Origin of the sequence: Amycolatopsis dongchuanensis (assembly GCF_039542405.1) — a bacterium.
Taxonomy (GTDB): Bacteria; Actinomycetota; Actinomycetes; order Mycobacteriales; family Pseudonocardiaceae; genus Amycolatopsis_E; species Amycolatopsis_E sacchari.
In genome coordinates, this window is sequence record NZ_BAABIB010000078.1 from 72,033 (window position 1) to 95,372 (window position 23,340).

The following is a 23,340-nucleotide window of genomic DNA, read 5'->3' on the forward strand; positions in this document are numbered from 1 at the left end:
GTTCTCCTTCCACACGTGCTCCTCCAGCATGCCGGTGGGACGGCGCGGGCAGCAGAGCCAGGGGCCGGATCCGCATCATTTGTCTCGGCCCGTCCGGGGCCGATTACCGCGTGCGCGCCGTCATTGCTCCGTGGTCCGCGCCCGGTGGCGCTGCCTACGATCTTTCCGGTGCGGGTACTGGGAATCGTGAACGCGACGCCGGATTCGTTCTGGGCGGGCAGCCGCTTCGACACGGTCGCGCGCGCCGTCGCGGCCGGACAGCGGATGTTCAGCGACGGCGCGTGGGCGGTGGACGTCGGCGGCGAGTCCACCCGTCCCGGCGCCGTGCCGGTCTCGGTGGAGGAGGAGCTGGACCGCGTCGTGCCGGTGGTTTCGGCGCTGGCGGCGCGCGGCCGGGTCTCGGTGGACACCCGCAACGCCGACGTGGCGGAGGCGGCGGTGGAGGCCGGCGCGACGATCGTCAACGACGTCTCGGGCAAGCTGTACGACGTCGCGGGCAGGCTCGGCGTCGGGTACATCGGGATGCACGCGCACACGGTGCCTGTGCTACCGGGCGCGGCACCGTCCTATGTGGACGTGTGTGCGGAGGTCGCGGGTTACCTGACCTCGTTGGCGGAGGCGGCGCGGGCGGACGGCGTGCGGGAGCTGTGGCTCGACCCGGGGATCGGGTTCGGCAAGAACGCCGAGGACAACGTGCGCCTGCTGCGGGACCTGCCGCGCCTGTGCGAGCTCGGGATCCCGGTCGCGCTGGGGGTGAGCCGCAAGTCGTTCCTGGGCGCGCTCACCGGCAGGCCGGTGGACGACCGGCTGCCGGCGTCCCTGGCGTTGCTCGCCCCGGCGCTGCGGGCCGGGGTGGACCTGATCCGCGTGCACGACGTGGCGGAGACGGTGGACACGATCGCCGTGCTGAAGGCGGTGTGGGACCTGTAACGCGACCCGGAGGCGGAACGATCATGGAATCGTCCGCGGGCGCCGCGGCGCTCCCGGAAGGTTCCTCCCATGCTCCGCAGAATCGCGGCCACCGCACTGTTGCTGCTGCCCCTCGCCGCGTGTTCGGCCCCCGCCCCGGCCGCACCCCAGCCGTCCGCACCGCCGCCCCCGCCTCCCGCGAGCAGCTCGCAAGCGCCCGACGCCGCACCGGTCGTCCGTGCGATGCTCACCGCGCAGGACGCGGCCACGCTCGGCTTCACGAGCGACACCCAGCCGCGCGCCGTGAGCGGGCCCGGCCTCCAGCTCGTCGGCTCGTGCCGCGACAAGCTGCCTTCGGACGCCGAGATCATCCAGGAGCAGGCGAAGGACTGGTACACCGGGGATCCGCTGAGCGTCGCGGTGAACCTGCACCAGCAGACCGCGCAGTACCCGGATGGCAAGGCGGCGCAGGCGGTCGCCGAGCTGCTGGCCGCGGGAGGCTGCACCGCGGGCACGGGCAGCCCCACCGGCACGAAGCAGCCGCAGCTGGCCGCCGCGCCCGGCGTGGACGCGCAGGCCGCAGTGTGCTCGGAGTACGAGGGCCCCTTCGCGGAGCGCAACTGCGTGGTCGTCGTCGCGCACGGCACGCTGGTGACGTCGGCCGCCCTGGACGTCCAGGGGAACGCGGCGGGCGAGGCCAAGCGCAAGGCCGACGCGGTGTTCGGCAAGCTCGGCCCGCTGCTCGCCGCCGCCGTGACGCGCGCCTGACGTCACTGGCCGAGGCCCGCCAGCTCCGCGTGCATGAACTCCACCAGCCATTGCTGCGCCGGGGTGCACGTGTGGCGGTGCCGCGCGTAGACGGACACCTGCGCGGGCTCGATCTCCATCGGCAGCTCCAGCAGCCGCACCCGGTGCTCGGCCGTGAACACCCTGCCGACGAGCCGGGGCACCATCGCCACGAGTTCGCTGTCCTGCACCAGGTACGGCAGCGTCGAAAACCGCGTCACCTCCAGGACGACGCGGTCGAGCAGCCCGTGTGCCTCCAGCGCCCGGCGCGGCCCCTCGTGCCCGGCGGGGCCGAACACCGCGATGTGCCGTTCGCCCGCGAGCGCGGCCAGGTCTGCGCGCTTGCCCCGCAGCCGGGGGTGGTCCGCCGCCACCATGCCGACGTACCCCTCGGAGAACAGCGGAACCCGCCGCACCCGCTGCGAACTCAGCGGCGGCGAGGCGATGAACGCGTCGATCTCCCCGCGCCCCAGCTGGTCCACGGCGTTCACCACGTCGAGCGGGCGCACGGTCAGCGTCACCCCGGGCGCGCGCGACGGCAGCGCCGCCATCAGGACCGGCAGCAGCGACACCTCACCGAGGTCCGACAGGCACAGCGTGAACGACGTGCGCGCCGACGCCGGGTCGAACGAGTGCGCCCCGCTGACCGCGGACTCGATCTCCACCAGCGCGCTCTGCAACGGCCGGTACAGCTCCCGCGCCGTCGTCGTGGGCACGAGGCCGTTGCCGCTGCGGCGGAACAGCTCGTCGGAGAAGCGGCGGCGCAGCTTCAGCAGGCCGTAGCTGATCGTCGGCTGGGTGACGTGCATCGACTCGGCCGTCGCGGTCACGCTGCGGGTCTCGTAGAGCAGGACGAACGTGCGCACGAGGTTGAGGTCGAACTCCCGCATCATCGATCCTGTCTATAAGCATCGTCGCCAACATTGATTGGAACACAGGCCGCTCCCGGTCCTACGCTCAGCCCACCACCGTTGTCGAGGAGGACACCGCGTCATGCCGACCGCCCGCCGGATCGCCCACGAGTTCCTGGAACGCCGGGGCCTGACCACGATCTTCGGCAACCCCGGGTCGAACGAGCTGCCGTTCCTCGCGGAGCTGCCCGAGGGTTTCCGCTACGTGCTCGGCCTGCACGAAGGCGTCGTGGTGGGCATGGCCGACGGGTACGCGCAGGCCACCGGCCGTCCGGTGCTGGTGAACCTGCACGCCGCGGCCGGGTCCGGCAACGCGATGGGCGCGCTCACCAACGCCGTCTCCTCGCGTTCGCCGCTCGTGCTCACCGCGGGCCAGCAGGTGCGCTCGGCGATCGGCCTGGAGGCGATGCTCGCCAACGTCGAGGCGACCCAGCTCATGCGTCCGCTCGTCGGCTGGGCGGGGGAGCCGAGTTGCGCCGCCGACGTGCCGCGTTCGCTCGCGCAGGCGGTGTTCGAGGCGGAACTGCAGCGCCGTCCCACCTACCTGTCGGTGCCCTACGACGACTGGTCGGCCGAGCTGGACGCCAACGCCGCTCTGACGCTCGACCGGAGCGTGCAACGCGCGTCGGGGCCGGACGAGGCCCAGCTGCGGGAGCTGGCGCAGGAGCTCGAAGCCGCGCGCAACCCCGTGCTGGTGCTCGGCGCGGACCTCGACACCGCGGGCTTGTTCGACCGGGCGGTCGCGTTCGCCGAGCACCGGCAGCTGCCGGTGTGGGTGGCGCCGTCGCCGCACCGCCTGCCGTTCCCCAACCGGCACCCGCTGTTCCGCGGCGTGCTCCCGGCGGGCATCGGCGCGGTGTCGGACGCCGTGGCGGGGCACGACCTCGTGCTCGTGCTGGGGGCGCCCGTGTTCCGGTACCACCAGCACGTGCCGGGGCCGTACCTGCCCGAGGGCACCAGGCTGGTCCAGATCACCGACGACGCCGGGGCCGCCGCCCGCGCGCCCATGGGACGCGCGCTCGTCGCGGATCCGGGGCCGGTGCTGGCGAGCCTGCTCACCCGGCTGCCCGCGGTTCCCGGCGGGGACCGCGAGTTCGTGCCGAACCCCGAGCCCGCGACCGCGGAGGGAGCGCTGCACCCGGAGCAGGTTTTCGCCGCCCTGCGGGAAACCCAGCCCGCGGACACGTGTTACGTCGTCGAGTCGACGTCGACGAACTCCGCGTGGTGGCGGCAGATGGACCTGAGGCGCCCTGGTTCGTACTTCTTCCCGGCCGCGGGCGGGCTCGGGTTCGGGCTGCCCGCGGCGGTCGGGATGGCGATGGGCCTCGAGGGGCGGCCGGTCGTCGGGGTCATCGGTGACGGCTCGGCCAACTACGGCATCACCGCGCTGTGGACGGCGGCGCAGTACCGCGTGCCGGTGACGTTCGTGGTGCTGCGCAACGGAACCTACGGCGCGCTGCGCTGGTTCGGGAGCGTGCTCGGCACGCCGGACGTGCCGGGCACCGAGATCCCCGGGCTGGACTTCACCGCGATCGCCGCGGGGTACGGCGTGCCCGCCACCGCGGTCACGGAGCTGGACGACCTGCGCGCCCAGCTGAAGACGACGGCGGCGGGCCCGCGCCTGATCCAGGTCGACACCGCCGAGACGACCCCGTGACCGTCCTAACAGGACAATGATGGAATCCCCTTTCCTCGAAGGAGTACGGCAATGACGACGTCTCCCACCCGGTCGGCCGCCACGGCGTTGCTGTGCTGGCTCACCGTGCTGCTGGAGGGCTACGACCTCGTGGCGCTCGGCGCGACGATCCCGACGCTGCTCAAGACGCACTACCTCGGGTTCACCGCTGCCGGGGCGACCGCGGTGGCGACGGTTTCGCTGATCGGGGTGGCGGTGGGTGCGGCCGGGCTCGGACCGCTCACCGACCGGTTCGGCAGGCGGAGCATGCTCATCGGCTCGGTGCTGCTGTTCTCGCTTTTCACCCTGCTGACACCGCTTTCGCCGAACGTGGCGGTGTTCGGGGTGCTCCGGTTCGCCGCCGGACTCGGCCTCGGCGCGTGCATGCCGGTGGCGCTGACGGTGATGGCGGAGAACCTGCCCGCACGGCGGCGGGCGAGCGCGAGCACGTTCACGATGACGGGCTACCACGTGGGTGCCGTGCTGACGTCGATCCTCGCGCTGGTCGTGGCGGAGGACTGGCACGTGCTGTTCTACGGCGGCGGCGCGGTCGGGCTGCTCGTGGTGCCGCTGATGTGGTGGCGGCTGCCCGAATCGGCAGCATACCTGGCGGCCAAGCAGGAGCCGGAGGCCGAGCGGCTGCGCCTGCGTGACCTGCTGGGGCCGCGGTTCCGGCGCGTCAGCATCGCGGTCTGGACCGGTTCGTTCATGGGGCTGCTGCTGGTGTACGGGCTGAACACGTGGCTGCCGCAGCTCATGCGCAGCGCGGGTTACCCGATCTCGACGTCGATCGCGTTGCTGCTCGTGCTCAACGTGGGCGCGGTGATCGGCCTCGTGCTGGCGGGCACGATCGCGGACCGGCGCGGTATCCGGCCCATCGCGCGGATCTGGTTCGGCGCGGGTGCGGTGCTGCTCGCGTTGCTGAGCCTGCGGATCGGCAACAGCGTGCTGCTCAACGCCTTGGTGCTGCTGACGGGGGTGTTCGTGTTCTCGGCGCAGGTGCTGATCTACGGCTACGTCACGCAGGTCTTCCCGGCCCGGGCACGCGGTACGGCGCTCGGCCTGACCTCCGCCGTGGGGCGGCTGGGGTCCATCGTGGGGCCGTTCATCACCGGTGCGCTCGTCACCGCGGGCGTGGCCTACCCGTGGGGGTTCTGGTTCTTCGCGCTCGTGGCCGCGCTGGGGCTGGCCGCGGTCCTGCTGCTGGGCGGCCGCTCGGAAACGGTGTCCGGCAGCGAGGCGGCGGCGCTGCAGAGCTGAGAGTCCGAAGAGGACGGACGGCGCGGGAAGCGCTTTCCGGCGGCCCGGACCGTCCGGTTCGGACCTTCAGGCGGTGGCCGGTTTGTCGGTGGCCTGCTCGTCGGCGGCACCCAGCTGGCGCAGCCGGCGCCAGGCCAGGCGGTAGGGGTCACGGGCGAGCACCCGTCCCGTCCGCACGTCGAACCGCGCGCCGGCGAGCGCCAGCTCGGCGGCGGTGGTCGGGACGTGGTGTTTCCGGCAGCGGGCCCAGAAGACTCGGAGAGCTTGTGCCTCATCCACACCGGAAAGAGTGCCGCCTCCCGCGCGCCGCGGCCAGTGGACCACGGCGGTTTCAGCAGGTCAGGTGACACCCGGAACCGCCGGACCCGCTGGTCGGCCCGCGCCACGTGCTCGTCGCGCAAGCGCCCGCCCCGGTTCACCGGCACCTCATCCGCCGTGTGCCCGCCGGCCCGAAGATCGTTCGCGATCCCGGAACCGGATGAGGAGAAGACGTGCGGAAAGTACTGGTGACGCTGCTGCTGGTGTGCGGTGTGACGACGGTGGCGGCGGCGCCCGCCCAGGCGGGTGCCGCCCGGGTGCTGAACGTGCTGTCGTTCAACATCCACCACGCCGAGGGCACCGACGGGGTGCTGGACGTCGCGCGGGTGGCGGACGTGGTCCGGCGCAGCGGCGCGGACGTGGTGGGGCTGCAGGAGGTGGACCGGCACTACTCGGCCCGCAGCGAGTGGGCCGACCAGGCGGGGGAGCTGGCGCGGCTGCTGGGCTACCAGGTCGTGTTCGGGGCGAACATCGACCGCGAGCCGCCCTCGGCGGGGCAGCCGCGGGTGCAGTACGGCACGGCGATCCTTTCGCGGTACCCGGTCCGCGCCTGGGACAACACGTACCTGTCCCGTTCGCCCGGCCAGGAGCAGCGCGGTCTGCTGCACGCGGAACTGGACGTCCGCGGCAAGCGCGTGCACTTCTACGACACGCACCTGGCGGCCAGCTCGCAGACCGACCGGCTCGTGCAGACGCGCCAGATCGTGGACCTGATCGGCGGGACCCGGCCCTCGGTGCTCGTCGGCGACCTCAACGCGCTGCCGGACGCGCCGGAGATCGCCACGCTGGCGAGCGCTTTCACGGACGCCTGGCCGGTTTCCGGCCGTGGGGACGAGGCGACCTACCCGGCGGAGGCCCCGGACCGGCGGATCGACTACGTCTACGCCGGGGCCGGCGCGCGGCCCCTGGTCACGCGCGTCGTGCACGCCGACCCGGCCGCGTCGGACCACCTGCCGCTGGCGGCGCGCGTGCAGGTGCGTTGACAGGCAAGTAGCCACTTGCCTATGGTGGGGCGCGTGGGTGACGTCTTCAAGGCCTTGGCGGATCCCACGCGCCGGGCGATCCTCGACGAGCTCACCGAGCGGGACGGGCAGACGCTCTTCGAGATCTGCGGCCGGCTCACGATGAAGCACGGCCTCGGTTCGTCGCGGCAGGCGGTCTCGCAGCACCTCGACGTCCTCGAGGCGGCCGGCCTGGTCGAGACCAGGCGCGAGGGCCGGTACAAGTTCCACCACATCAACACGGCACCGCTCGAACCGATCGTCGAGCGGTGGCTGCGCAGGAGGGGTTCGGCATGAGGATCGAGCTGACGAGCGTGTACGTCGACGACCAGGAGAAGGCGCTGCGGTTCTACACCGAGGTGCTGGGTTTCGTGAAGAAGCACGACATCCCGGTGGGCGGCGGGGCGCGGTGGCTGACCGTGGTGTCGCCGGAGCGGCCGGAGGGCACGGAGCTCCTGCTCGAACCGACGGGCCATCCCGCGGCGAAGTCGTTCAAGGACGCGCTCGCCGCCGACGGCATCCCGTTCACACAGTTCGCGGTCGACGACGTGCAGGCGGAGTACGACCGGCTGACCGGGCTGGGCGTGCGCTTCACCCAGGAACCCACCGACATGGGCACCGTGACCACCGCCGTCTTCGACGACACGTGCGGCAACCTCATCCAGATCGCGCACCAGAAGGTCTAGACCAGAAGCGGGTCCCCCCACGCGAGTTCCGCCGGGTGGGACCCGGCCAGTGCCGGCGGGCGGTGCATCTCCAGTCGCAGCCGCAGCGTGCCGGTGACGTCCAGCTCGACCGGCACCGGTTTGCCGAGGGTGGCCGTGGTCTCCGCGCGCGGCCGACCGTCGAGCAGGACGCGGAAACGCCCTACCTGGAACGGTTCCGCCGCGTCGTCGGGGACGCCCGCGACAGCGGTGAACCTGCCGTAGGAGGCATCGAGCGCCAGTTCGACGAAACCCGTCCCGCCGGGCTCCCGCGGCCGGAAGACGATGCTGTTGTCGTACCGCACCCCGTCCAGCAGTACTCCGGCCCTGTGCACACCGGTGCTGTGGGCGACCCACGGCGTTCCCGGCGACAGCGGATCGTCCGCCGCGCCGCCCCGCCACTCGCCGCGCTCGGGCATCGGGTACGGGCCCTGCCCGGTGATCGCGGCCAGCAGTCCCGCCACACCCCGGACGCTGATTTCCGGTATTTCGAACCGGGTCGTGGAGTAGGCCATCAGGAACGCCGGGATGTCCTCGACCGAGCGTCCCGGCAGCACGACCGGGAGCACGCGCTGCGTCTCCGCACGCAGGTTCCTGGTGAGGTTGTCCCGCAGGATCGCCGCCTCGTACTGCGACCCGCGGCCCTCGTCCGGTGGTGCCTGCCCGTCGGCCAATACCGCTAAGTTTAGGCGAGTTTCCGCAGCTCAGAGGCGTTTGGAGGCGTCGCCCACAGAGCGGTCACACCCCGACAGAACAGTTGCCTCAATTGAAGATTCCCCTCAACCGCAACGGCGACTGTCTCAAGTGGAGAACCGCCTAACCGGCGGGAACGACTGAACAGAGCCTCCGGTAACGCCCTGACCAGGTAAAACGTACTAACTTAGCGGTATTGCCCGTCGGCGCGGCGCCGGTAGGCGGGTGACGCGACGACCAGGACGAAATCGGCGTTCGTGAGCAGTTCGGTCGCCCACGCCGACCAGTCGAGACGCCGGTGGTCGGCCCACTGGTCGAGTGCCACGTCGAGCCCGATCCGCCTGCGCAGCAGCGTCGCGAAACCCCTGACCTGCGCCATGTGCTCCGGCGAGTCCTGCGCGTAGCTGATGAAGACCCTCGGTGCCTTCCCGTCGGACATCCCCGCATTCTCTCCGTGCCCGCACCACCCGTGAAGGCGTGTCGTGGAACTGACGACTTCCTGTCGTGTCCTTTGTGGACTCTGTCGGGAAAAGTGGCAGGAGATTGTCGTGTTTTTGACGATCCGTTCCCGGGCCGGAGCTGGCTAGCATCGGCCACGGTGCGGCGGCGGGAAGGGCGGCGCGGGTGTACGAGTACGACGTTTTCCTCAGCTACCGGCGCAAGGGGGGCACCGTGCCCGCGTGGGTGCGCACGCACTTCCACCCCAGGCTGGCGGAGCTGCTGGACGACTACCTCGACCACGAGGCGAAGATCTTCTTCGACGACCAGGTACCCGCGGGCACGGCCTGGCCGCTGGAGGTGCGCAATGCCTTGCAGCGGGCCAAGGTGCTCGTCGCGGTGTGCTCGCCGAAGTACTTCTCCAGCGAGTGGTGCCTGGCGGAATGGCATTCGATGGCCCGCCGCGAGGAGCTCACGGGCCTGGCGACGCCGGAACGCCCGCAGGGGCTGATCTACCCGGTGATCTTCTGCGACTCGGAGAACTTCCCGAAGTACGCGCACGAGCGGCGCATGCTGGACCTCAAACGCTGGAACCAGCCGTACCAGCAGTTCCAGGACTCGCCGGCCTACCTCGACTTCCACCGCAACCTGCAGGTCGTCGCGACCGAGCTGGCCGGGCTCATCGCGCACGCGCCGGAGTGGCGCCCCGACTGGCCGGTGGAAACCCCGCTGCCCGATCCGCCGCCGACATCACGTCTGCCGAGGTTCTGAAGACCATGCCGGGAACCGTGATCACGTTCTACTCCTACAAGGGCGGCGTCGGCCGCAGCTTCACGCTCGCCAACATCGCGGTCCTGCTGGCGCGCTGGGGGAACCGGGTGCTGTGCGTGGACTGGGACCTGGAGGCACCAGGGCTGGCGGACTACTTCCGCCCCTTGCTGGCCGCGGACCCAGCGAGCGGCGTGGTGGACCTCGTCGACGACTTCGTGTCCGGGCGGCCGGATCCGGGTGCGCACCGGACGCGCCTGACCGGTGAGGGCACGCTCGACCTCATCGCCGCGGGCCGAGCCGACCCGGACTACGTCGGCCGCGTGCAACGGATCGACTGGGCGGGGCTGTACGAGGACGGGTTCGGCGAGTACCTCGAACAGTGCCGCGCACGCTGGACCGAGGAGTACGACTACGTCCTCCTCGACAGCCGCACCGGCGTCTCCGACATCGGCGGCATCTGCACGGCCCACCTGCCGGACCGGCTCGTGGTGTTGTTCACCGCCAACCTGCAGAGCGTGCGGGGCGCGGTGGAGATCGCGGAGCGGGCGAACGCGGCACGCGACCGGCTGCCCTACGACCGCCCCCAGCTGCCGGTCCTGCCCGTGTTGTCCCGGTTCGACAGCCGCGAGGAGTACGCCAGGGCGGAGGAGTGGCGGCGCATCTGCCTGGAGGAGACCAAGGGGCTGTACCACAACTGGCTGCACGGCGACGTCACGCCGGACCAGATGGCGCGGTACCTCACCCTGCCCTACGTCTCGTTCTGGACCTTCGGCGAGCAGTTGCCGGTGCGCACCGAGCCGGAACCGGCGCCGGACCAGGTGAGCTTCGCGCTGGAGACGGTGGCGGCGGTCATCGCCTCCCACTTCGACCGCGCGGACCTGCTGACCGAGAACCGGGACGCCTACGTGGCCTCGGTCAGAGCCAGCAGGCGCGAGTTCCCCCACGAACTCCGCGTGAGCACCCCGCGTTCGTTGCTGGGCGTCGCACAGGAACTGGTCGCGGAGCTGACGGCGTTCGGCGCGAGGGCCCAGCTTTCGCTGTCCGGCGACCGGTCGTTGCTGCAGCGTGGCGAGGACGACGCCCGGCACCTCTGCCTGCTGGTCGACGGGAAGGTCAACCGCTGGCAGGCCACGGAGGCCGAGCTGTTCCTGCACCGCACGCTCGGTCAGGACCGGCGGGTGCTGCCCGTGCTCGCCGGCGACGCGGACGCCCGTGACCTGCCCGGATCCTTCGGCAACCTGCGTTACCTCCGGCTGGGCACGGGCGGCCCGGCCGAGCTGGCACGCGAGATCGCGGGCCAGCTCGACGGCTCGGGCGAGGACGACGCGAGCGCCGTCCTGCGGCGCGCCTCCCGCGCGACCCTGCGGCCGCTGCTGTGGGAGCTGGTGGACGAGATCGTGCGGGCGCTGGGCGACGCGGACCAGGAACAGGCACGGGAGCTCATCGGCGACCTCGCGCTGGTCGTCAAGCGCACGGGACGGGGAGTGCCCGCCCCCGCGAGCACGCGGGCGGCGATCGAGCGGGCGCTGCGCGCCACGGAGGAAGGGGAACCCGGATGACGGAACGGCTCAACCACAAGCAGACCGCGGCGATGTTCACGCTGATGGTGCTCGCGAAAGCGGTCTCCAACACCGAGCTGAAGGAGGCGGTGGGGTTCACCCTCGACGGCCAGGACCGCGTGCGGCTGAACGACCTGAAGCTGGTCGACAGCCGCCGGGAAGGCAACCGGCCGTTCACGCACGAGCTGACGGAGCGGGGCTGGGCGTGGTGTGGCGAGGAACTGGGGGCTCGCACGCCTCCGCCACCCCACCCGCGCAGCACCCTCGTCCCCGCGCTCTACGCGATGCTCGCCGGGTTCGCCGAGTACCTGGGGCAGTCCGGGTTGCGCCTGGTCGACGTGTTCGGGCAGCCGGCGGACCTGGAGCACCGGATCCGCGCCGCCTACCGCAAGCTCACGGCCGCCCCGGGCGAGTGGGCGCGGCTGGCCGAACTGCGGCCGCTGCTGAACGGCGCCCCGGCCAAGGCGGTCGACGAGGCGCTCCAGGAGCTCAGCCGCAGCGGCCGGGCCCACCTGATCCCGGAGTCCGACCGCAAGGCGCTGACCGGCGAGGACCACGAGGCGGCGGTGCGGCTCGGTGGGGAGGACAACCACCTGCTCGCGCTGGAGGAGTGGTGATGGAACCGTTGTCCGCACTTGCCACCCTGCGGTTCGACTGGGCCGACACGCCGGACCAGGTCTGGCGCGACTCGCCCTACCACGTCGACGGCCTGCACGACGACATCGCCGACGAGATCGACAAGGACATCCGCGCCGCCGCCGTCAGCGACGGGCCCAGCCCGATCGGGCTCGTGCTCAAGGGGCAGAAGGGCGTCGGCAAGACGCACCTGCTCGGCCTCGTGCGGCGCCAGGCCCACCGCGCCGGCGGGTACTTCTTCCTCGACGAGCTCACCGCCGAGGACGCGTTCTGGGAGAACACGGCTGAGGCGCTGCGCCGGGGACTGTCCCAGCCGGACGACTCCGGGGCACCGCAGTCGAAGACGTTCCTGCAGCGGATCTGCCAGGCCGGACGCGTGGACCAGCGGGTCACCGACAACGTCCTCAATGGACGGAAGCTCCGGCCCGGCGACGTGGACGCGGTGCTCGACGGGCTCCGCGCCGTCGACCGGCAGCTGGCCGTCGACTGCGGGGACGTGGCGCGTGCGCTCGTGCTGCACGGCAGCGAGGACGCGGGCGCGAACCAGATCGCCGACGACTACCTTGGCCGGTTCGAGGAGGCGAAGAGCGGCGAGCGGCGGAAGTGGGGGATCCGGTCGCACCCGAAGTCCCCGGCGGCGCAGGTCCGCGACCTCACCCGCCTGCTCGCCGCGACCGGTCCGCTCGTGATCGGTGTCGACCAGCTCGACACCCTCATCGCCCGCAGTACCCGCCGCACCACGGACAGCGGCGCCGACGAGGACCTGCTGGTGGCCGGGATCGCCGACGGGCTGATGGGCCTGCGCGAGGTGACCCGGCGGACCGTCACGGTGCTGGCGTGCCTGCCCGCCACGTGGGCGCGGATCAAGGGCAGGGCGGCCGACACGGTGCCCGACCGGTTCCGCGAGGCGCAGACCCTGGGCCGCATCACCGACGCGGCGCTCGGCCGCACGCTCGTGGAGAAACGGCTGGGCGTGGCGTACCGGGCGATGGGGTTCGCGCCGCCGTACCCGTCGTGGCCGGTGGCGCCCGCCGCGTTCGAGGGGAAGTGGCCCCAGTACACGCCGCGGGAGCTGCTCAAGCGCGTCGGCTCGCACATCGACGCGTGCGTGCGTGCCGGGCAGGTCTGGGAGCTGACGGGTTTCGACGAGCGCGAGCCCGTGCCGCCGCCGCGGCGTGCGGCCGTACCGCAGGACCGGTTCGCGGAACTGGACGCCCGGTTCGGGGAGCTGCGATCGGCCGCCGAGGTTTCGCGGCTGCTGGACCACCACCGGGAGGACGAGGTGATGCCCGTGCTGCTGTCGGCGGCGTTGCGCGGGTGGATCGCCGAGGTCGGCAACGACGACATGCAGTGGGAGCCGCAGCCGCGGCAGGGGACCGAGGTGCACGCGTGGCTCACGCACACCCTCGACGAGGCCGCCGATCTGCAGGAGCACTGGGCTTTCCGGGTGATCGGCGCACCGCACCACCTGTCCGTGCTGCACCGGCTGCGCAAGGCCCGTGCCGCGCTGGGCGCACGAGCCGGGGCCGACAACCGCCACCTGATCCTGTTGCGCAACTCGAAGTGGGCGCGCGGTGAGGTGACGCAACGGGAACTCAAGGCGATCGAGGAAGCCGGCGGGCGACGGCTGGCACTGTCCGAATCGGACATCCGCACGTTCTGGGCGCTGGACCGGATGTTCACCGAGGCGCCTGCCGGCTTGCAGGAGTGGCTGATCGACCGGCGGCCGGCGGGGCGGTCGGAGCTGCTGTCGGAGGCGTTGCCGGACGGGCAGCGCGCAAGGGCACGGGCGGCGGAGCTCACGCTCGGCACGGTGGTCGGCACCGGCGAGCCGGTGCGGATCGAGCTGTCGGCTTTGCGCAAGCACGCCGCGGTTTTCGCCGGGTCGGGGTCGGGGAAAACCGTGTTGTTGCGCCGGATCGTCGAGGAGTGCGCGCTGCGCGGGGTGTCGGCGATCGTGCTGGACCCCAACAACGACCTCGCCCGCCTCGGCGACCCGTGGCCGGAGCCACCGGAGGCGTGGGCACCGGACGACGCGCGGCTCGCGGAGCAGTACCTCGCGGACACCGACGTCGTGGTGTGGACGCCGGGACGCGCGAACGGCAGACCGCTGACGTTCCGGCCGCTGCCGGACTTCGCGGGTGTGCTCGACGACGAGGACGAGTTCAACGCGGCCGTGGAGGTGGCGGTCGCGACGCTCGCCCCGCAGATCCGGCTCACCGGCAGCACCCAGCGGGCGAACCTCGGGCTGGCCGTGCTGCGGCAGGCCGTCGTGCACCACGCGCGCACGGGCTCCCGAAGCCTGCCCGGGCTGATCGAGGTCCTGGCCGACCTGCCGGAGGGGGTCACCACGCTCAACGACGGCAGGCGCATCGCCGCCGATCTCGCCGAAGCGCTGAAGGCGGCGATGGTCAACGACCCGCTCTTCGCGGGCAACGGGGAATCGGTGGACCCCGGCCTCCTGCTGACCCCGGCGGCGGGCAAGCGGGCGCGGGTGTCGGTGATCAGTTTCGTCGGGCTGCCCGCCGAGGAGCAGCGGCAGAACTTCGTCAACCAGCTGCAGATGGAGCTGTTCGCGTGGGTCAAGCGCAACCCGGCGGGGGACCGGCCGCTCGGAGCGCTGTTCGTGATGGACGAGGCGCAGACGCTCGCGTCGTCGGGCACGCTGACGGCGAGCACCCGCAGCACGATCGTGCTCGCGTCGCAGGCCCGGAAGTACGGGCTGGGGTTGCTGTTCGCGACGCAGGCGCCGAAGGGGCTGCACAACCAGGTCGTGGGCAACGCGATGACGCAGTTCTTCGGGCGGCTCAACAGCCCGGCCCAGATCGCCGCGGCGAACGAGCTGGCTCGCGCCAAGGGCAGCCCGGTCGCGGACATCTCCCGGCTCGAGCGTGCCCAGTTCTACGTGGCCGGGGAGGCGTTCGGCTTCCGGCAGGTCGCGACTCCGCTGTGCCTGAGCCACCACCCGGCGAGTCCGTTGCGGCTGGAGGAGGTGCTCGAACGGGCCCGGAAACCGCTGTCCTGAAAGCGCTTCACGCGGTTCGTTTCCTCGCGCGGTACGCGGCGGCCTTCACGCGGTTGCCGCATTCGTCCATGCCGCACCACGTTCGGCGCCTGCCGCGGGAGCGGTCGACGAACACGCGGGTGCACTCGTCTCGCGCGCATTCCTTCAGCAGCTCCGCGTCCGGGCCCGTGAGCAGGTCGATCGCGGCGTGGGCGAGGGCCGTCAGACCCGCCGCCGCCGGGCCGGTGCGGGAAACCGCGCCCTCGCCGAGGACCGGCACCGGCACCTCGCCCGCCGCGGCCGCGTTCAAAGCCGCGATCGAGTCGCCGGGCCACGGGGCGCCGGTCCGGGTGGCCGTCGTCAACGAGTAGATCGCCTCGCGCAGGGTCAGCGCCCGGGGAAGGTCCCCGGCCGCGACCGGGGGCGGCTCCGTCAGCACCCCGGCTGCCACGAACCAGCGCGCCAGCTCCCGAGGGCCGGAAAGCGTTTCCTCCGGCTCGGAGCGGCGCCACTTCAGCGTCCCCGCGAAATCCAGCGCCACGTGGCCGCTGACGAACACGAACGTCACGTCACCACCTTGACAGGTGACGCCCTGGGCTGCAACTGTCGTCACCAGTTGAACTGGTGACGACAGGAGTTCCCCTTGCTCACCCCCTCCGACTACACGTACTTCGCCGACCGCGCCCTCGACGGCATGGCGGGCATCGTGCGCGAACTCGGCGACGAACGCGCCAACCGCCGCCCGGGCGTGCCCGGCGCCAACAGCCCGTACGCCCTGCTCACGCACTGCCTCGGCGTCATCGAGTACTGGGCGGGCCACCTCGTCGCGGGCCGCCCGGCCGAACGGGACCGCGCCGCCGAGTTCACCGCGAGCGGTCCCGTCGCGCCCCTGCTCGACCGAACCCGGGCAATCCAGACAACCTTCGCCGAGGACGTGCGGAAAGCCGACCCGGCCGCGCCACCACGCGCCGTGCCGCCCGCCGAGTTCGAAGGCCCCGGCCGCGTGCACACGCAGGGCGCCGTGCTGCAGCACGTCTTCGAGGAGCTCGCGCAGCACCACGGCCAGATGCAGGTCCTGCGGGACGTCATCCTGGCGGAGGCCGCATGAGCGACACCTTCGAATCCGTCGACCTCGACCGCCTGCGGAGCGGCTTCGGTGTCAAGTGGGGACTGGACGACGACCTGCTCAACGCGTGGGTCGCGGACATGGACTTCGGCATCCCCGGCCCCGTGCGCCACCGGCTGCGCGAGGTGGTCGACCGCGAGGACTTCGGCTACCCCCACTGGCCCGGCGGCGATCCCGTCGTCGCCGCGTTCGAACAGCGCATGCGCGACCGGTACGGCTGGGCACCCGAACCCGGCCGCACCCGCGTGTTCACCGACCTCATCCAGATCCTGCAGGTGGTCATCGAACACGCCACCGCGCCCGGCGACGGGATCGCGCTGCACGTGCCGAACTACCCGCCGTTCCTCGCGAGCATCCACCGGGCGGGCCGCCGTGCCGTGCCGCTGCCGGTGCTCCGGGGTGAGCGCGGCTGGGAGTTCCCCGTGGACGCCCGGCGGCTGCGTGACGAGGGCTGCACGATGTTGCTGCTGGTCAACCCGCACAACCCCACCGGCCGCGTGTTCCGGCGCGAGGAGCTGCGCGCTTTCGCCGACGCCGCAAGGGAACTGGACCTCGTCGTGCTCTCGGACGAGATCCACGCCGACCTCACCTACGACCCGCACCGGCACGTGCCGTTCGCCTCCCTCGACGACGACACCGCGGCGCGCACGATCACGGCCACCTCGGCCACGAAGGCCTTCAACCTGGCCGCCACGCGCTGCGCCGTCGCACACGTCGGCCACGAGGGCGTCCGGCGGGAGCTGGACCGCGCCCCGCTGGACTACTTCGGCACGCCGAGCCTGCTCGGGCGCGTGGCGACCGTCGCCGCCTGGCGGGAAAGTGAGGACTGGCACCGGCGGCTGATGCACCGCCTCACGCGGAACCGGGACCTGGTCGCGGACTGGAGCCGGGAGTCCGATGTGGACTGTGTCCCGCCCGAGGCCACCTACCTGGCCTGGCTGGACTTTTCCCGCACCCGCCTCACCGATCCCGCCGAAGCGGTCCTGCGCGCCGGGGTTCGGCTCAGCCCGGGCCCGGAGTTCGCGCAGCACACCGACGTCGTCACGAAACCTTTCGCCCGCCTGAACTTCGCCACCAGCGAAGCCCTGCTGCTCCGCGTCCTGGCGGGGATCGACGGCGCCGTGAACGGTTGACCACTGAATCGGTTGTGTGGCAGGTTGTTTCCCGAACCGCGTTGACCGGCAAGGGAGCCGACCGTGGACCAGGCCGAACTGAGGGCATTGAGCGACCGTGCGGCCCGGCACGTGCTGAACCGGGAAGGCACCGGCGACGGCCGCAAGGCCGGCTGGCTGATGATCTCGACGATCCTGGTCGAGGCGTGGGACCTCTACGCCATCTCGTTCCTGCTGCTGTTCATCCGCGACGAGCTGCACCCCAGCCCCGCGATGCTGGGGCTGGCCTCCGGCGCCGTGCAGGCAGGGGCGCTGCTGGGCGCGGTGTTCGGCGGCTGGATCGCCGACCGGCTCGGCCGCCGGCGGGTTTTCCTCGCGACGATGGTGCTGTTCGTCGTGCTGGCGGTGGCGCAGGCGTTCGCGATGAACATGTGGCAGCTGGTGCTCATCCGGCTGCTACTCGGCTTCCCGCTGGGCAGCGACATCTCCACCGGCTACGCCTACATCATGGAGAGCATGCCCAAGGGCAAGCGCGAGGTGATGGGCAACCGCTGGCAGGCGATGTTCGGGATCGGCGAGATCGTCGCGATCATCGTCGTGACGATCATGTACCTGTCCGGGGTCGACCACCACCTGCTGTGGCGCATCGGGCTCGGCCTCGGCGCGGTGCCCGCGCTGGTGCTGCTCGCGCTGCGGCTCGACGTGCCGGACACGGCGCTCGCGCTGATCCAGCGCGGCCGGTTCGCGCAGGCCAAACGGGTGGCGCGGCAGATGTTCGACGACGACCTCGACATGCTGCCCGACCGGGACTACCGCATCGACCGCCCGCGCACGCGGGACTTCCTGAAGAGCATCTGGTCGGACCGCGTGCGGCGCCGGGCGAGCGTCTTCGCCTGGATCTCGAACGCCATGCAGGGCGCCGAGTTCGCCGCGTTCGGGTTCTACCTGCCGACGATCCTCGTCATCACCGGCGTCACGGGCATCGCGGCGACGAACTTCGTCACCGCCGGGATCTACGTCATCGCCACGATCGGCGGGTTCACCGCGCCCATCGCCACGCCCCGGATCGGCCACCGCGGCGTGGCCCGCGTCGGCTACGGCATGGCGTTCGTGTCGTTGCTGCTCGCCGCGCTGTTCCTGCACGTGGACTGGAAACCGCTGGTACCGCTCGCGGCGGCGGGCCTGATGTTCGGGCACTACTGGGACGCCTCGAACGGCATGACGATCGCCTCGATGGTCGCGCCGTCCCGGTACCGGGCGACCGCGTCCGGGTTCGGCTACATCTTCGTCAAGCTCGCGTCGTTCGTGTCGATCTTCTTCTTCCCGATCATGTTCGACGCGCTGGGCGTGCCGCTGGCGACCGTGCTGGTGTCGCTGCTGTCCCTGACCGGCTTCCTCGCGGCGACCTACGTGCTGCCCGAGGTCTACGGCTACGTGGAACAGGAGACCGCGAGCGAGCGGCAGGCACGGGAAGGAGCCCCATGACCGCGACCGACGTCGCTCCCGACACCCCGGAGGTCGCGCCACGCAGGCTGCCGCGGCCGGCGGAGGTGCGGGAGCTGCTGCGGTTCCGGAAGGTGCGGCTCGGCCCGGTCGAGCGGCGGCTCACGCGGGCGCTCACCATCGAGGACCTGCGCCGCGCCGGCAGGCGCACCACGCCGCGCGCGGTCTTCGACTACGTGGACGGGGCGGCGGACGGCGAGGTCACGGCGGCCCGCAACATCGCGGCCTTCGAGGACACGGTGTTCGTGCCGGAAGGCCTGAACCCGGTGCGGGACCCGGATCTGTCCACCGTCCTTTTCGGACGTGAGATCGCCTTCCCGCTGGTGTTCTCGCCCACCGGCTACACGCGGATGATGCACCACGAGGGCGAGATCGCCGTCGCGAGGGTAGCCGCCCGCGCGGGGCTGCCGTACTCACTGTCCACAGTGGGCACGACGAACGCCGGAGAACTGCGCCGCGCCGTGCCCGACGGGGACCACTGGTTCCAGCTGTACCTCACGAACGAGCGGCGGCTCAACGACGAGCTCGTGCGCCGGGCGCGGGACGCGGGGTTCTCCACGCTCCTGCTCACGATCGACACCGCGGTCGCGGGCAGGCGGCTCAAGGACGTCCGCAACGGCCTGACGATCCCGCCCACCCTGACCGTCCGCACCGTGCTCGACATGGCGCGGTTCCCGGCCTGGTGCTTCCACAAGCTCACCACGCCGCCGATCGGGTTCGCGTCGCTGCGCAGCTTTCCCGGTTCGTCCGCGGACGTGGCCGCCATGATGTTCGACCCCGGCCTCAGCTACGACGACCTGGAGTGGCTGCGGCGCGTGTGGCCGGGGAAGCTGCTCGTCAAGGGGATCCTGCGGCCTTCGGACGCCCGGCGGGTGGTCGAGCTGGGGGCCGACGGTGTCGTGGTGTCCAACCACGGCGGCCGCCAGCTCGACCGCACACCGTCCACTTTGGAGGTGCTGCCCGAGGTGCGGGACGCGGTCGGCACCGGCCCGGCGGTCCTGCTCGACGGCGGGGTGCGCAGCGGGCAGGACATCCTCGCGGCCGTCGCGCTCGGCGCGGATGCCGCGATGGTCGGCCGGGCCTACCTCTACGGGCTGATGGCGGGCGGGGAGCGCGGCGTCGAGCGAGCCGTGGAGATCCTGCGGAGCGAGTACCAGCGGGCGCTGCAGCTGCTCGGCCTCGACGCGACGCGGAAGGTCTCGGGGCGGCACGTGCGCCGTGCCGCCGGGTGATCCGGAAGGCCGGTCACGCCACCTTGATCACCACTTTGCCCGCGGCGTGGCCGTTTTCGACGGTGGCGAGGGCGGCCGGGGCGTCGGAGAGCGGGTGGACGGCGGTGATCACGGGCTTGAGGGCCCCGTCGAGGGCCAGCCGGGCGGACCGCTCCAGGTTCTCGCGGTCAAGGCGGCGCTCGACGAAACAGCCGCCGATCTCGGACACTGACATGTCACCCACGGAGACGACTTTGCGGGGATCCCGCGCCAGCGGGGCGACCGTCCGCAACGCGGTGCCGCCGACCAGGTCGACGATCCCGTCGAAGCCGTCCGGAACCAGCTCGCGTGCCGCGGCGACGACGTCACCGGCGGTGTAGTCGAGGAACCGCACTCCGGCGGCCTCGGCGTGCTCGCGCTTGGCGGCGCTCCCGGTGCCGACCACCCGCAGCCCGTGTGCGGCGGCGAGCCGGGCGACCGCGAGACCGACCCCGCCGCCGACCCCGTTCACCAGGATCGTGGCGCCGGCCGGGAGGCCGAGCTGGTCGAGCGCGTCCACCGCGGTGGTCCCGGCGATCGGCAGCGTCGCCGCCACGGTGGGGGACAGCCCCGCCGGGATGCGCGCGGTGTTCGGCGCGGACAGCACCGTCGTCTCGGCGTAGGTGCCGCCACCGGTGAGCGCGAAACCGAAGACCGCGTCGCCCACCTCGAGGCCGTCCACGTCCTCGCCCAGGGCGAGCACGGTTCCCGCCGCTTCCATGCCCAGCACGCGGGGGAACGGACGCCCGCCGTCGAGCCCGGGCACCAGACCCGCGCGCAGGAGGTGGTCGAGCGGGTTCACACCGGCGACCTCGACCCGGATCAGCACCTCATCGCGACCGGGGACGGGATCGGGACGGTCGAAGAACTCCTGCACCTCCGGTCCGCCGTGTTCGCGGAAACCCCACGCCTGCGCCATTTTTCCTGCCTCCTGTCTGGCCGCCCCGGTGTTTCCGGGGCTGAGGCCATGTTCACCGCTGACGCCGGTGTGAGGGGCAACCCGTTGAGACGCAGGTCATAACGTCAGGAGCGGACGGCCTCCAGGTACGTCGCCGTCGGGAGGGTCGACGGGGTGCGTTCCTCCGTACCGCTGCCGCGCGCCAGCAGGCCCTTCGCCAGCGCCGTCAGCACCGCCAGGCCCGCGACGTTGAGCGCCGCCGTCCAGTCGAACCGCACGAGGTGGAACGGCGTCGCCGCGGCGACCGAACCCGCCAGCGACGCCAGGAAAGTCTTCGCCAGCCGCACGGCCAGGTCGCCCCAGAACAACCCGGCGCCGCGCAGGTGCCAGCGCGCCGGGTCACGCAGGTTCGGCAGGTACTGCACCGTGGTCAGCAGCACCGACGCCACCGCCGCGCCGAGCGCCTGCGCCGAGGCGTAGCCCCACGGCAGGTTCGCCACGGTGATCGCCGTACCGCCGGCGAGCAGCGTCGCGAAGAACACCTGCCCCGCCGACCAGCCCGCGCGTTCCGCGAAATCGGACAGGATCGCCTTCCACCGAACGGACACGCCGTGCCCTCCCCAGGTTCCGGGCGAGCCTCAGCGGCGGGCCGCCCCCAGCCAGTCGGGGGGAGCATGCCGGGTCAGCGCTCCGATGTCCAGTGCGTCTTGCCCCGGCACGCCGATCCTGGTGAACCGCCCCGGTTTCGCCCCGTGCGGCACGGTCGCGTCGACGCCCATCTTCGCGCCGACACCGTCCGCGGTCGACGGGTCCAGCCGCGACCCCTGCGTGCCCGGCACGACGACCAAGTCGCGGTCCGCCTGGAAGCGGGTGGCGACCGCCCATTCGACCTCGGCCGGGTCGTGGAGGTCGACGTCGGTGTCCACGACGGTCACGTGCTTGATGTCGTAGTGCACGGCCAGCGCCGCGAGGATTACGTTCTTCACCTCGCCCGGCGCCGGGCGGTCCACCTGCACGTACAGGTGGTAGCGGCAGGTGCCTCCGAGTGGCAGGTGCACCGCGGTGACACACGGGAACGTCCGCCGCAGCTCGGACAGGAACGAGCCCTCACGGGGGATGCACCCCAGCAGCAGGTGTTCCCGCCCGCCACCGACGATCGTGTGGTAGAGCGGTTCGCGCCGGTGCGTCACCGCACTCAGCTCGATCACGTGCCGCGCCGCGCGTTCCCCGTAGTACTGCGGGAATTCCCCGAACGGACCCTCGGGCTCGCGCACCCCGGCCAGCAGCCTGCCCTCCAGGACGATCTCCGCGTGCGCGGGCACGAGGATGTCGCTGTCGAGGCAGCGCACCACCGGCAGCGGCTCACCGCGCAGCGCGCCGGAGATCTCCAGCTCGTCCTGTCCCAAGGGGACGATCGCCTGCGAAGCCATGAGCGTCAGCGGGTCCACGCCGATCACGACGGCGACCGCCAGGTCCTCGCCGGACTCCTCGTGCTCCCGGAAGAACGCGAGGGTGTGCCGGGGCAGCAGCAGCGCCCCGAGACGGGCAGCTCCGCTGACCTGCAACCGGTGGATCGACACGTTCTGCCTGCCTCGGTGCCGCGTGATCAGCAGCCCCGCCGTGATGTAGGCGCCGTGGTCGTGTTCGTTGTGCGTCGGCAACGGCAGGAGCTCCGCCAGGTCGACGTCGCGGTGCACGACCTCCTGGCACGGCGCGTCCTCGACCCTCCGGCAGGGCACGGGTTCCCGGCAGGCACGCTGGAACTGCGCCACCAGCTCGCCTTCGGGCACGCCCGCCGCCTCGGCCATCCAGGACCGCTGGGACAGCAGCCCCGACACGACCGGCACCGGGTGCCCGCCGGGACGCGGGAACAGCGTCGCGCGCGTGCCGTCGAGGCGGTTCGCGACGCCCGCGAGGCCGAACTCCAGGGCCACCTCCGGTTCGGCGAGCGCGAGCCTACCGCTCGCCTGAAGCACGTCGAGCCAGTTCCGCAGTTCCGCACCGGGTTTCATGCCCTCCGACACTGCTGCCCGGCGAGGCCCGGCGGCAATGCGCGAAGCGCGATGGCAACGATAGGCGGTGACTATCGCGGCGGTTCGTTACCGGACCTTTTCCCGCGGTACCGGGAACTCGCCGCGTTCGACCCGTGCCGCGACGCCGCGCCAGAAGTCCAGCGCGGCCCGTTCCATGCCGAGCCCGAGTTCGAGCGTGACCATGCGGGTGGCCACGTCGTCGATGTCGCCGTAGCGGCGCTGCATCTCCTCGTACTCCGCGATGCGCCGCTCGTGCTGCTCGATCTGGCCCGCGGCGAGCCGGGCGACGTCGACGGGTTCGGCCAGCTCGTTGAAGAACAGCTTGATCTCCGCGACGTCCCGCAGTTCGAAGTGCGCGTGCACCGGCTCCCGCAGCCAGTCCCGCAGCGCGGCGCGCCCGCTGTCGGTGATCGTGTACAGCTTCCGGCGGCGTCCGTGCTGTTCCTCGTGCAGGTCGAGCAGCCCGGCCTCCTCCAGCCGTTTGGGCTCGGAGTACAGCTGCGCGTGCGGGAAGCTCCAGAAGTAGCCCACGGAACGCCCTACCGCGCGCTTGAGGTCATACGGCGTCGACGGGCCGCGGAGCGCGATCATGCCGAGCACGACGTAGGACGTCGTCGAGAGACGCACGCTTGACATGCCCCGAAGGCTATCGTACGTTCGAGACAGTCTGAAACAGACGATACGCATCGTACTATCGCCTGGCGGGCTTCGTCCCGCTTCCGAACTGTTGCAACGGAGAGCAGTGATGGATCT

24 protein-coding genes are annotated in these 23,340 nt (G+C 71.9%); 15 read left to right on the forward strand and 9 right to left on the reverse strand.

The features are described from left to right. The first annotated feature begins 168 nt into the window (after window positions 1-168). Together folP and ABFX51_RS20745 are read left to right on the forward strand one after the other, a co-directional pair. On the forward strand, window positions 169-930 hold the full coding sequence (gene folP / locus ABFX51_RS20740; protein ID WP_346054637.1) for a dihydropteroate synthase: 762 nt from the start codon (window positions 169-171) through the stop codon (window positions 928-930). Window positions 931-999: 69 nt separating this feature from the next. Then, a complete protein-coding gene (locus ABFX51_RS20745; RefSeq protein ID WP_346054638.1) occupies window positions 1,000-1,677 on the forward strand; it encodes a hypothetical protein in 678 nt (225 codons plus the stop codon). A 2-nt stretch (window positions 1,678-1,679) separates the two neighbouring features. Here the strand turns inward: ABFX51_RS20745 and ABFX51_RS20750 are convergent, their stop codons facing one another. Then, on the reverse strand, window positions 1,680-2,585 hold the full coding sequence (locus ABFX51_RS20750) for a LysR family transcriptional regulator (RefSeq protein ID WP_346054640.1): 906 nt from the start codon (window positions 2,583-2,585) through the stop codon (window positions 1,680-1,682). Window positions 2,586-2,688: 103 nt separating this feature from the next. Here ABFX51_RS20750 and mdlC point away from each other — a divergent pair, with 103 nt between their 5' ends. Further along, window positions 2,689-4,263: a benzoylformate decarboxylase gene (gene mdlC, locus ABFX51_RS20755; RefSeq protein ID WP_346054641.1), complete on the forward strand. Its 1,575-nt coding sequence runs from the start codon at window positions 2,689-2,691 to the stop codon at window positions 4,261-4,263. Between the two features lie 51 nt (window positions 4,264-4,314). Then, window positions 4,315-5,541, forward strand: coding sequence for an MFS transporter (locus tag ABFX51_RS20760; protein ID WP_346054642.1), 1,227 nt, complete (start codon window positions 4,315-4,317; stop codon window positions 5,539-5,541). 66 nt (window positions 5,542-5,607) lie between these two features. Here the strand turns inward: ABFX51_RS20760 and ABFX51_RS20765 are convergent, their stop codons facing one another. Beyond that, on the reverse strand, window positions 5,608-5,820 hold the full coding sequence (locus ABFX51_RS20765) for a hypothetical protein (RefSeq protein ID WP_346054643.1): 213 nt from the start codon (window positions 5,818-5,820) through the stop codon (window positions 5,608-5,610). Between the two features lie 212 nt (window positions 5,821-6,032). Between ABFX51_RS20765 and ABFX51_RS20770 the strand changes: the two genes are divergently transcribed. Genes ABFX51_RS20770 through ABFX51_RS20780 form a run of 3 tightly spaced genes read left to right on the forward strand, consistent with a single transcriptional unit; the run spans window position 6,033 to window position 7,546 of the window. Beyond that, on the forward strand, window positions 6,033-6,842 hold the full coding sequence (locus tag ABFX51_RS20770) for an endonuclease/exonuclease/phosphatase family protein (RefSeq protein WP_346054644.1): 810 nt from the start codon (window positions 6,033-6,035) through the stop codon (window positions 6,840-6,842). A gap of 21 nt (window positions 6,843-6,863) precedes the next feature. Then, window positions 6,864-7,157, forward strand: coding sequence for an ArsR/SmtB family transcription factor (locus ABFX51_RS20775; RefSeq protein ID WP_346054645.1), 294 nt, complete (start codon window positions 6,864-6,866; stop codon window positions 7,155-7,157). Further along, entirely contained in the window at window positions 7,154-7,546 is a 393-nt protein-coding gene (locus tag ABFX51_RS20780) for a VOC family protein (protein ID WP_346054646.1), read from the forward strand. Before ABFX51_RS20775 ends, ABFX51_RS20780 begins: the two co-directional genes overlap by 4 nt. Here ABFX51_RS20780 and ABFX51_RS20785 read toward each other — a convergent pair. Then, entirely contained in the window at window positions 7,543-8,238 is a 696-nt protein-coding gene (locus tag ABFX51_RS20785; RefSeq protein ID WP_346054647.1) for an NPCBM/NEW2 domain-containing protein, read from the reverse strand. The genes ABFX51_RS20780 and ABFX51_RS20785 overlap by 4 nt on opposite strands. 206 nt (window positions 8,239-8,444) lie before the next feature. Then, complete coding sequence (locus ABFX51_RS20790; protein WP_346054648.1) at window positions 8,445-8,696, reverse strand: SEFIR domain-containing protein; 252 nt, start codon at window positions 8,694-8,696, stop codon at window positions 8,445-8,447. Between the two features lie 185 nt (window positions 8,697-8,881). Here ABFX51_RS20790 and ABFX51_RS20795 point away from each other — a divergent pair, with 185 nt between their 5' ends. The 4 genes from ABFX51_RS20795 to ABFX51_RS20810 are packed head-to-tail and all read left to right on the forward strand — an operon-like array spanning window position 8,882 to window position 14,686. Next, window positions 8,882-9,466 (forward strand): TIR domain-containing protein, encoded by a 585-nt coding sequence (locus ABFX51_RS20795; protein ID WP_091509599.1) that lies wholly within the window; start codon window positions 8,882-8,884, stop codon window positions 9,464-9,466. A gap of 5 nt (window positions 9,467-9,471) precedes the next feature. Further along, the gene (locus ABFX51_RS20800; protein ID WP_091509596.1) at window positions 9,472-11,025 is read left to right on the forward strand and encodes a KGGVGR-motif variant AAA ATPase; all 1,554 of its coding nucleotides are present in this window, start codon (window positions 9,472-9,474) and stop codon (window positions 11,023-11,025) included. Next, a complete protein-coding gene (locus tag ABFX51_RS20805; RefSeq protein WP_091509595.1) occupies window positions 11,022-11,642 on the forward strand; it encodes a hypothetical protein in 621 nt (206 codons plus the stop codon). Before ABFX51_RS20800 ends, ABFX51_RS20805 begins: the two co-directional genes overlap by 4 nt. Next, window positions 11,642-14,686 (forward strand): helicase HerA domain-containing protein, encoded by a 3,045-nt coding sequence (locus ABFX51_RS20810; protein WP_091509593.1) that lies wholly within the window; start codon window positions 11,642-11,644, stop codon window positions 14,684-14,686. The genes ABFX51_RS20805 and ABFX51_RS20810 overlap by 1 nt, the downstream gene beginning before the upstream one ends. 7 nt (window positions 14,687-14,693) lie before the next feature. Here ABFX51_RS20810 and ABFX51_RS20815 read toward each other — a convergent pair whose 3' ends face one another. Continuing rightward, complete coding sequence (locus ABFX51_RS20815; RefSeq protein WP_218153501.1) at window positions 14,694-15,233, reverse strand: CGNR zinc finger domain-containing protein; 540 nt, start codon at window positions 15,231-15,233, stop codon at window positions 14,694-14,696. A gap of 75 nt (window positions 15,234-15,308) precedes the next feature. On the opposite strand from ABFX51_RS20815, the gene ABFX51_RS20820 reads away from it, so the two are divergent. The 4 genes from ABFX51_RS20820 (at window position 15,309) to ABFX51_RS20835 (ending at window position 19,638) form a co-directional block, all read left to right on the forward strand. Then, window positions 15,309-15,773, forward strand: a complete 465-nt coding sequence (locus tag ABFX51_RS20820; RefSeq protein ID WP_346054649.1) for a mycothiol transferase — start codon at window positions 15,309-15,311, stop codon at window positions 15,771-15,773. Beyond that, window positions 15,770-16,924: a MalY/PatB family protein gene (locus ABFX51_RS20825; protein ID WP_346054650.1), complete on the forward strand. Its 1,155-nt coding sequence runs from the start codon at window positions 15,770-15,772 to the stop codon at window positions 16,922-16,924. The genes ABFX51_RS20820 and ABFX51_RS20825 overlap by 4 nt, the downstream gene beginning before the upstream one ends. A gap of 63 nt (window positions 16,925-16,987) precedes the next feature. Then, entirely contained in the window at window positions 16,988-18,388 is a 1,401-nt protein-coding gene (locus ABFX51_RS20830; protein WP_346054651.1) for an MFS transporter, read from the forward strand. After that, window positions 18,385-19,638 (forward strand): alpha-hydroxy acid oxidase, encoded by a 1,254-nt coding sequence (locus ABFX51_RS20835; protein WP_346054652.1) that lies wholly within the window; start codon window positions 18,385-18,387, stop codon window positions 19,636-19,638. Before ABFX51_RS20830 ends, ABFX51_RS20835 begins: the two co-directional genes overlap by 4 nt. 13 nt (window positions 19,639-19,651) lie before the next feature. Here ABFX51_RS20835 and ABFX51_RS20840 read toward each other — a convergent pair whose 3' ends face one another. From ABFX51_RS20840 to ABFX51_RS20855, 4 genes are all read right to left on the reverse strand, one after another. After that, window positions 19,652-20,575: an NADP-dependent oxidoreductase gene (locus tag ABFX51_RS20840; protein WP_346054653.1), complete on the reverse strand. Its 924-nt coding sequence runs from the start codon at window positions 20,573-20,575 to the stop codon at window positions 19,652-19,654. Window positions 20,576-20,679: 104 nt separating this feature from the next. Beyond that, window positions 20,680-21,162: a hypothetical protein gene (locus tag ABFX51_RS20845; protein WP_091509580.1), complete on the reverse strand. Its 483-nt coding sequence runs from the start codon at window positions 21,160-21,162 to the stop codon at window positions 20,680-20,682. Between the two features lie 30 nt (window positions 21,163-21,192). After that, the gene (locus tag ABFX51_RS20850) at window positions 21,193-22,566 is read right to left on the reverse strand and encodes a UbiD family decarboxylase (RefSeq protein WP_091509578.1); all 1,374 of its coding nucleotides are present in this window, start codon (window positions 22,564-22,566) and stop codon (window positions 21,193-21,195) included. 87 nt (window positions 22,567-22,653) lie between these two features. Further along, complete coding sequence (locus ABFX51_RS20855) at window positions 22,654-23,223, reverse strand: PadR family transcriptional regulator (protein ID WP_091509575.1); 570 nt, start codon at window positions 23,221-23,223, stop codon at window positions 22,654-22,656. Between the last annotated feature and the right edge of the window lie 117 nt (window positions 23,224-23,340).

Excerpts from the sequence above, each read along its gene's own strand:
- ABFX51_RS20745 (WP_346054638.1), top strand. The coding sequence starts at position 1,000 with ATGCTCCGCAGAATCGCGGCCACCGCACTGTTGCTGCTGCCCCTCGCC.
- ABFX51_RS20750 (WP_346054640.1), bottom strand. The coding sequence starts at position 2,585 with ATGCGGGAGTTCGACCTCAACCTCGTGCGCACGTTCGTCCTGCTCTAC.
- mdlC (WP_346054641.1), top strand. The coding sequence starts at position 2,689 with ATGCCGACCGCCCGCCGGATCGCCCACGAGTTCCTGGAACGCCGGGGC.
- ABFX51_RS20760 (WP_346054642.1), top strand. The coding sequence starts at position 4,315 with ATGACGACGTCTCCCACCCGGTCGGCCGCCACGGCGTTGCTGTGCTGG.
- ABFX51_RS20775 (WP_346054645.1), top strand. The coding sequence starts at position 6,864 with ATGGTGGGGCGCGTGGGTGACGTCTTCAAGGCCTTGGCGGATCCCACG.
- ABFX51_RS20780 (WP_346054646.1), top strand. The coding sequence starts at position 7,154 with ATGAGGATCGAGCTGACGAGCGTGTACGTCGACGACCAGGAGAAGGCG.
- ABFX51_RS20790 (WP_346054648.1), bottom strand. The coding sequence starts at position 8,696 with ATGTCCGACGGGAAGGCACCGAGGGTCTTCATCAGCTACGCGCAGGAC.
- ABFX51_RS20800 (WP_091509596.1), top strand. The coding sequence starts at position 9,472 with ATGCCGGGAACCGTGATCACGTTCTACTCCTACAAGGGCGGCGTCGGC.
- ABFX51_RS20805 (WP_091509595.1), top strand. The coding sequence starts at position 11,022 with ATGACGGAACGGCTCAACCACAAGCAGACCGCGGCGATGTTCACGCTG.
- ABFX51_RS20810 (WP_091509593.1), top strand. The coding sequence starts at position 11,642 with ATGGAACCGTTGTCCGCACTTGCCACCCTGCGGTTCGACTGGGCCGAC.
- ABFX51_RS20825 (WP_346054650.1), top strand. The coding sequence starts at position 15,770 with ATGAGCGACACCTTCGAATCCGTCGACCTCGACCGCCTGCGGAGCGGC.
- ABFX51_RS20835 (WP_346054652.1), top strand. The coding sequence starts at position 18,385 with ATGACCGCGACCGACGTCGCTCCCGACACCCCGGAGGTCGCGCCACGC.
- ABFX51_RS20840 (WP_346054653.1), bottom strand. The coding sequence starts at position 20,575 with ATGGCGCAGGCGTGGGGTTTCCGCGAACACGGCGGACCGGAGGTGCAG.
- ABFX51_RS20850 (WP_091509578.1), bottom strand. The coding sequence starts at position 22,566 with ATGAAACCCGGTGCGGAACTGCGGAACTGGCTCGACGTGCTTCAGGCG.
- ABFX51_RS20855 (WP_091509575.1), bottom strand. The coding sequence starts at position 23,223 with ATGTCAAGCGTGCGTCTCTCGACGACGTCCTACGTCGTGCTCGGCATG.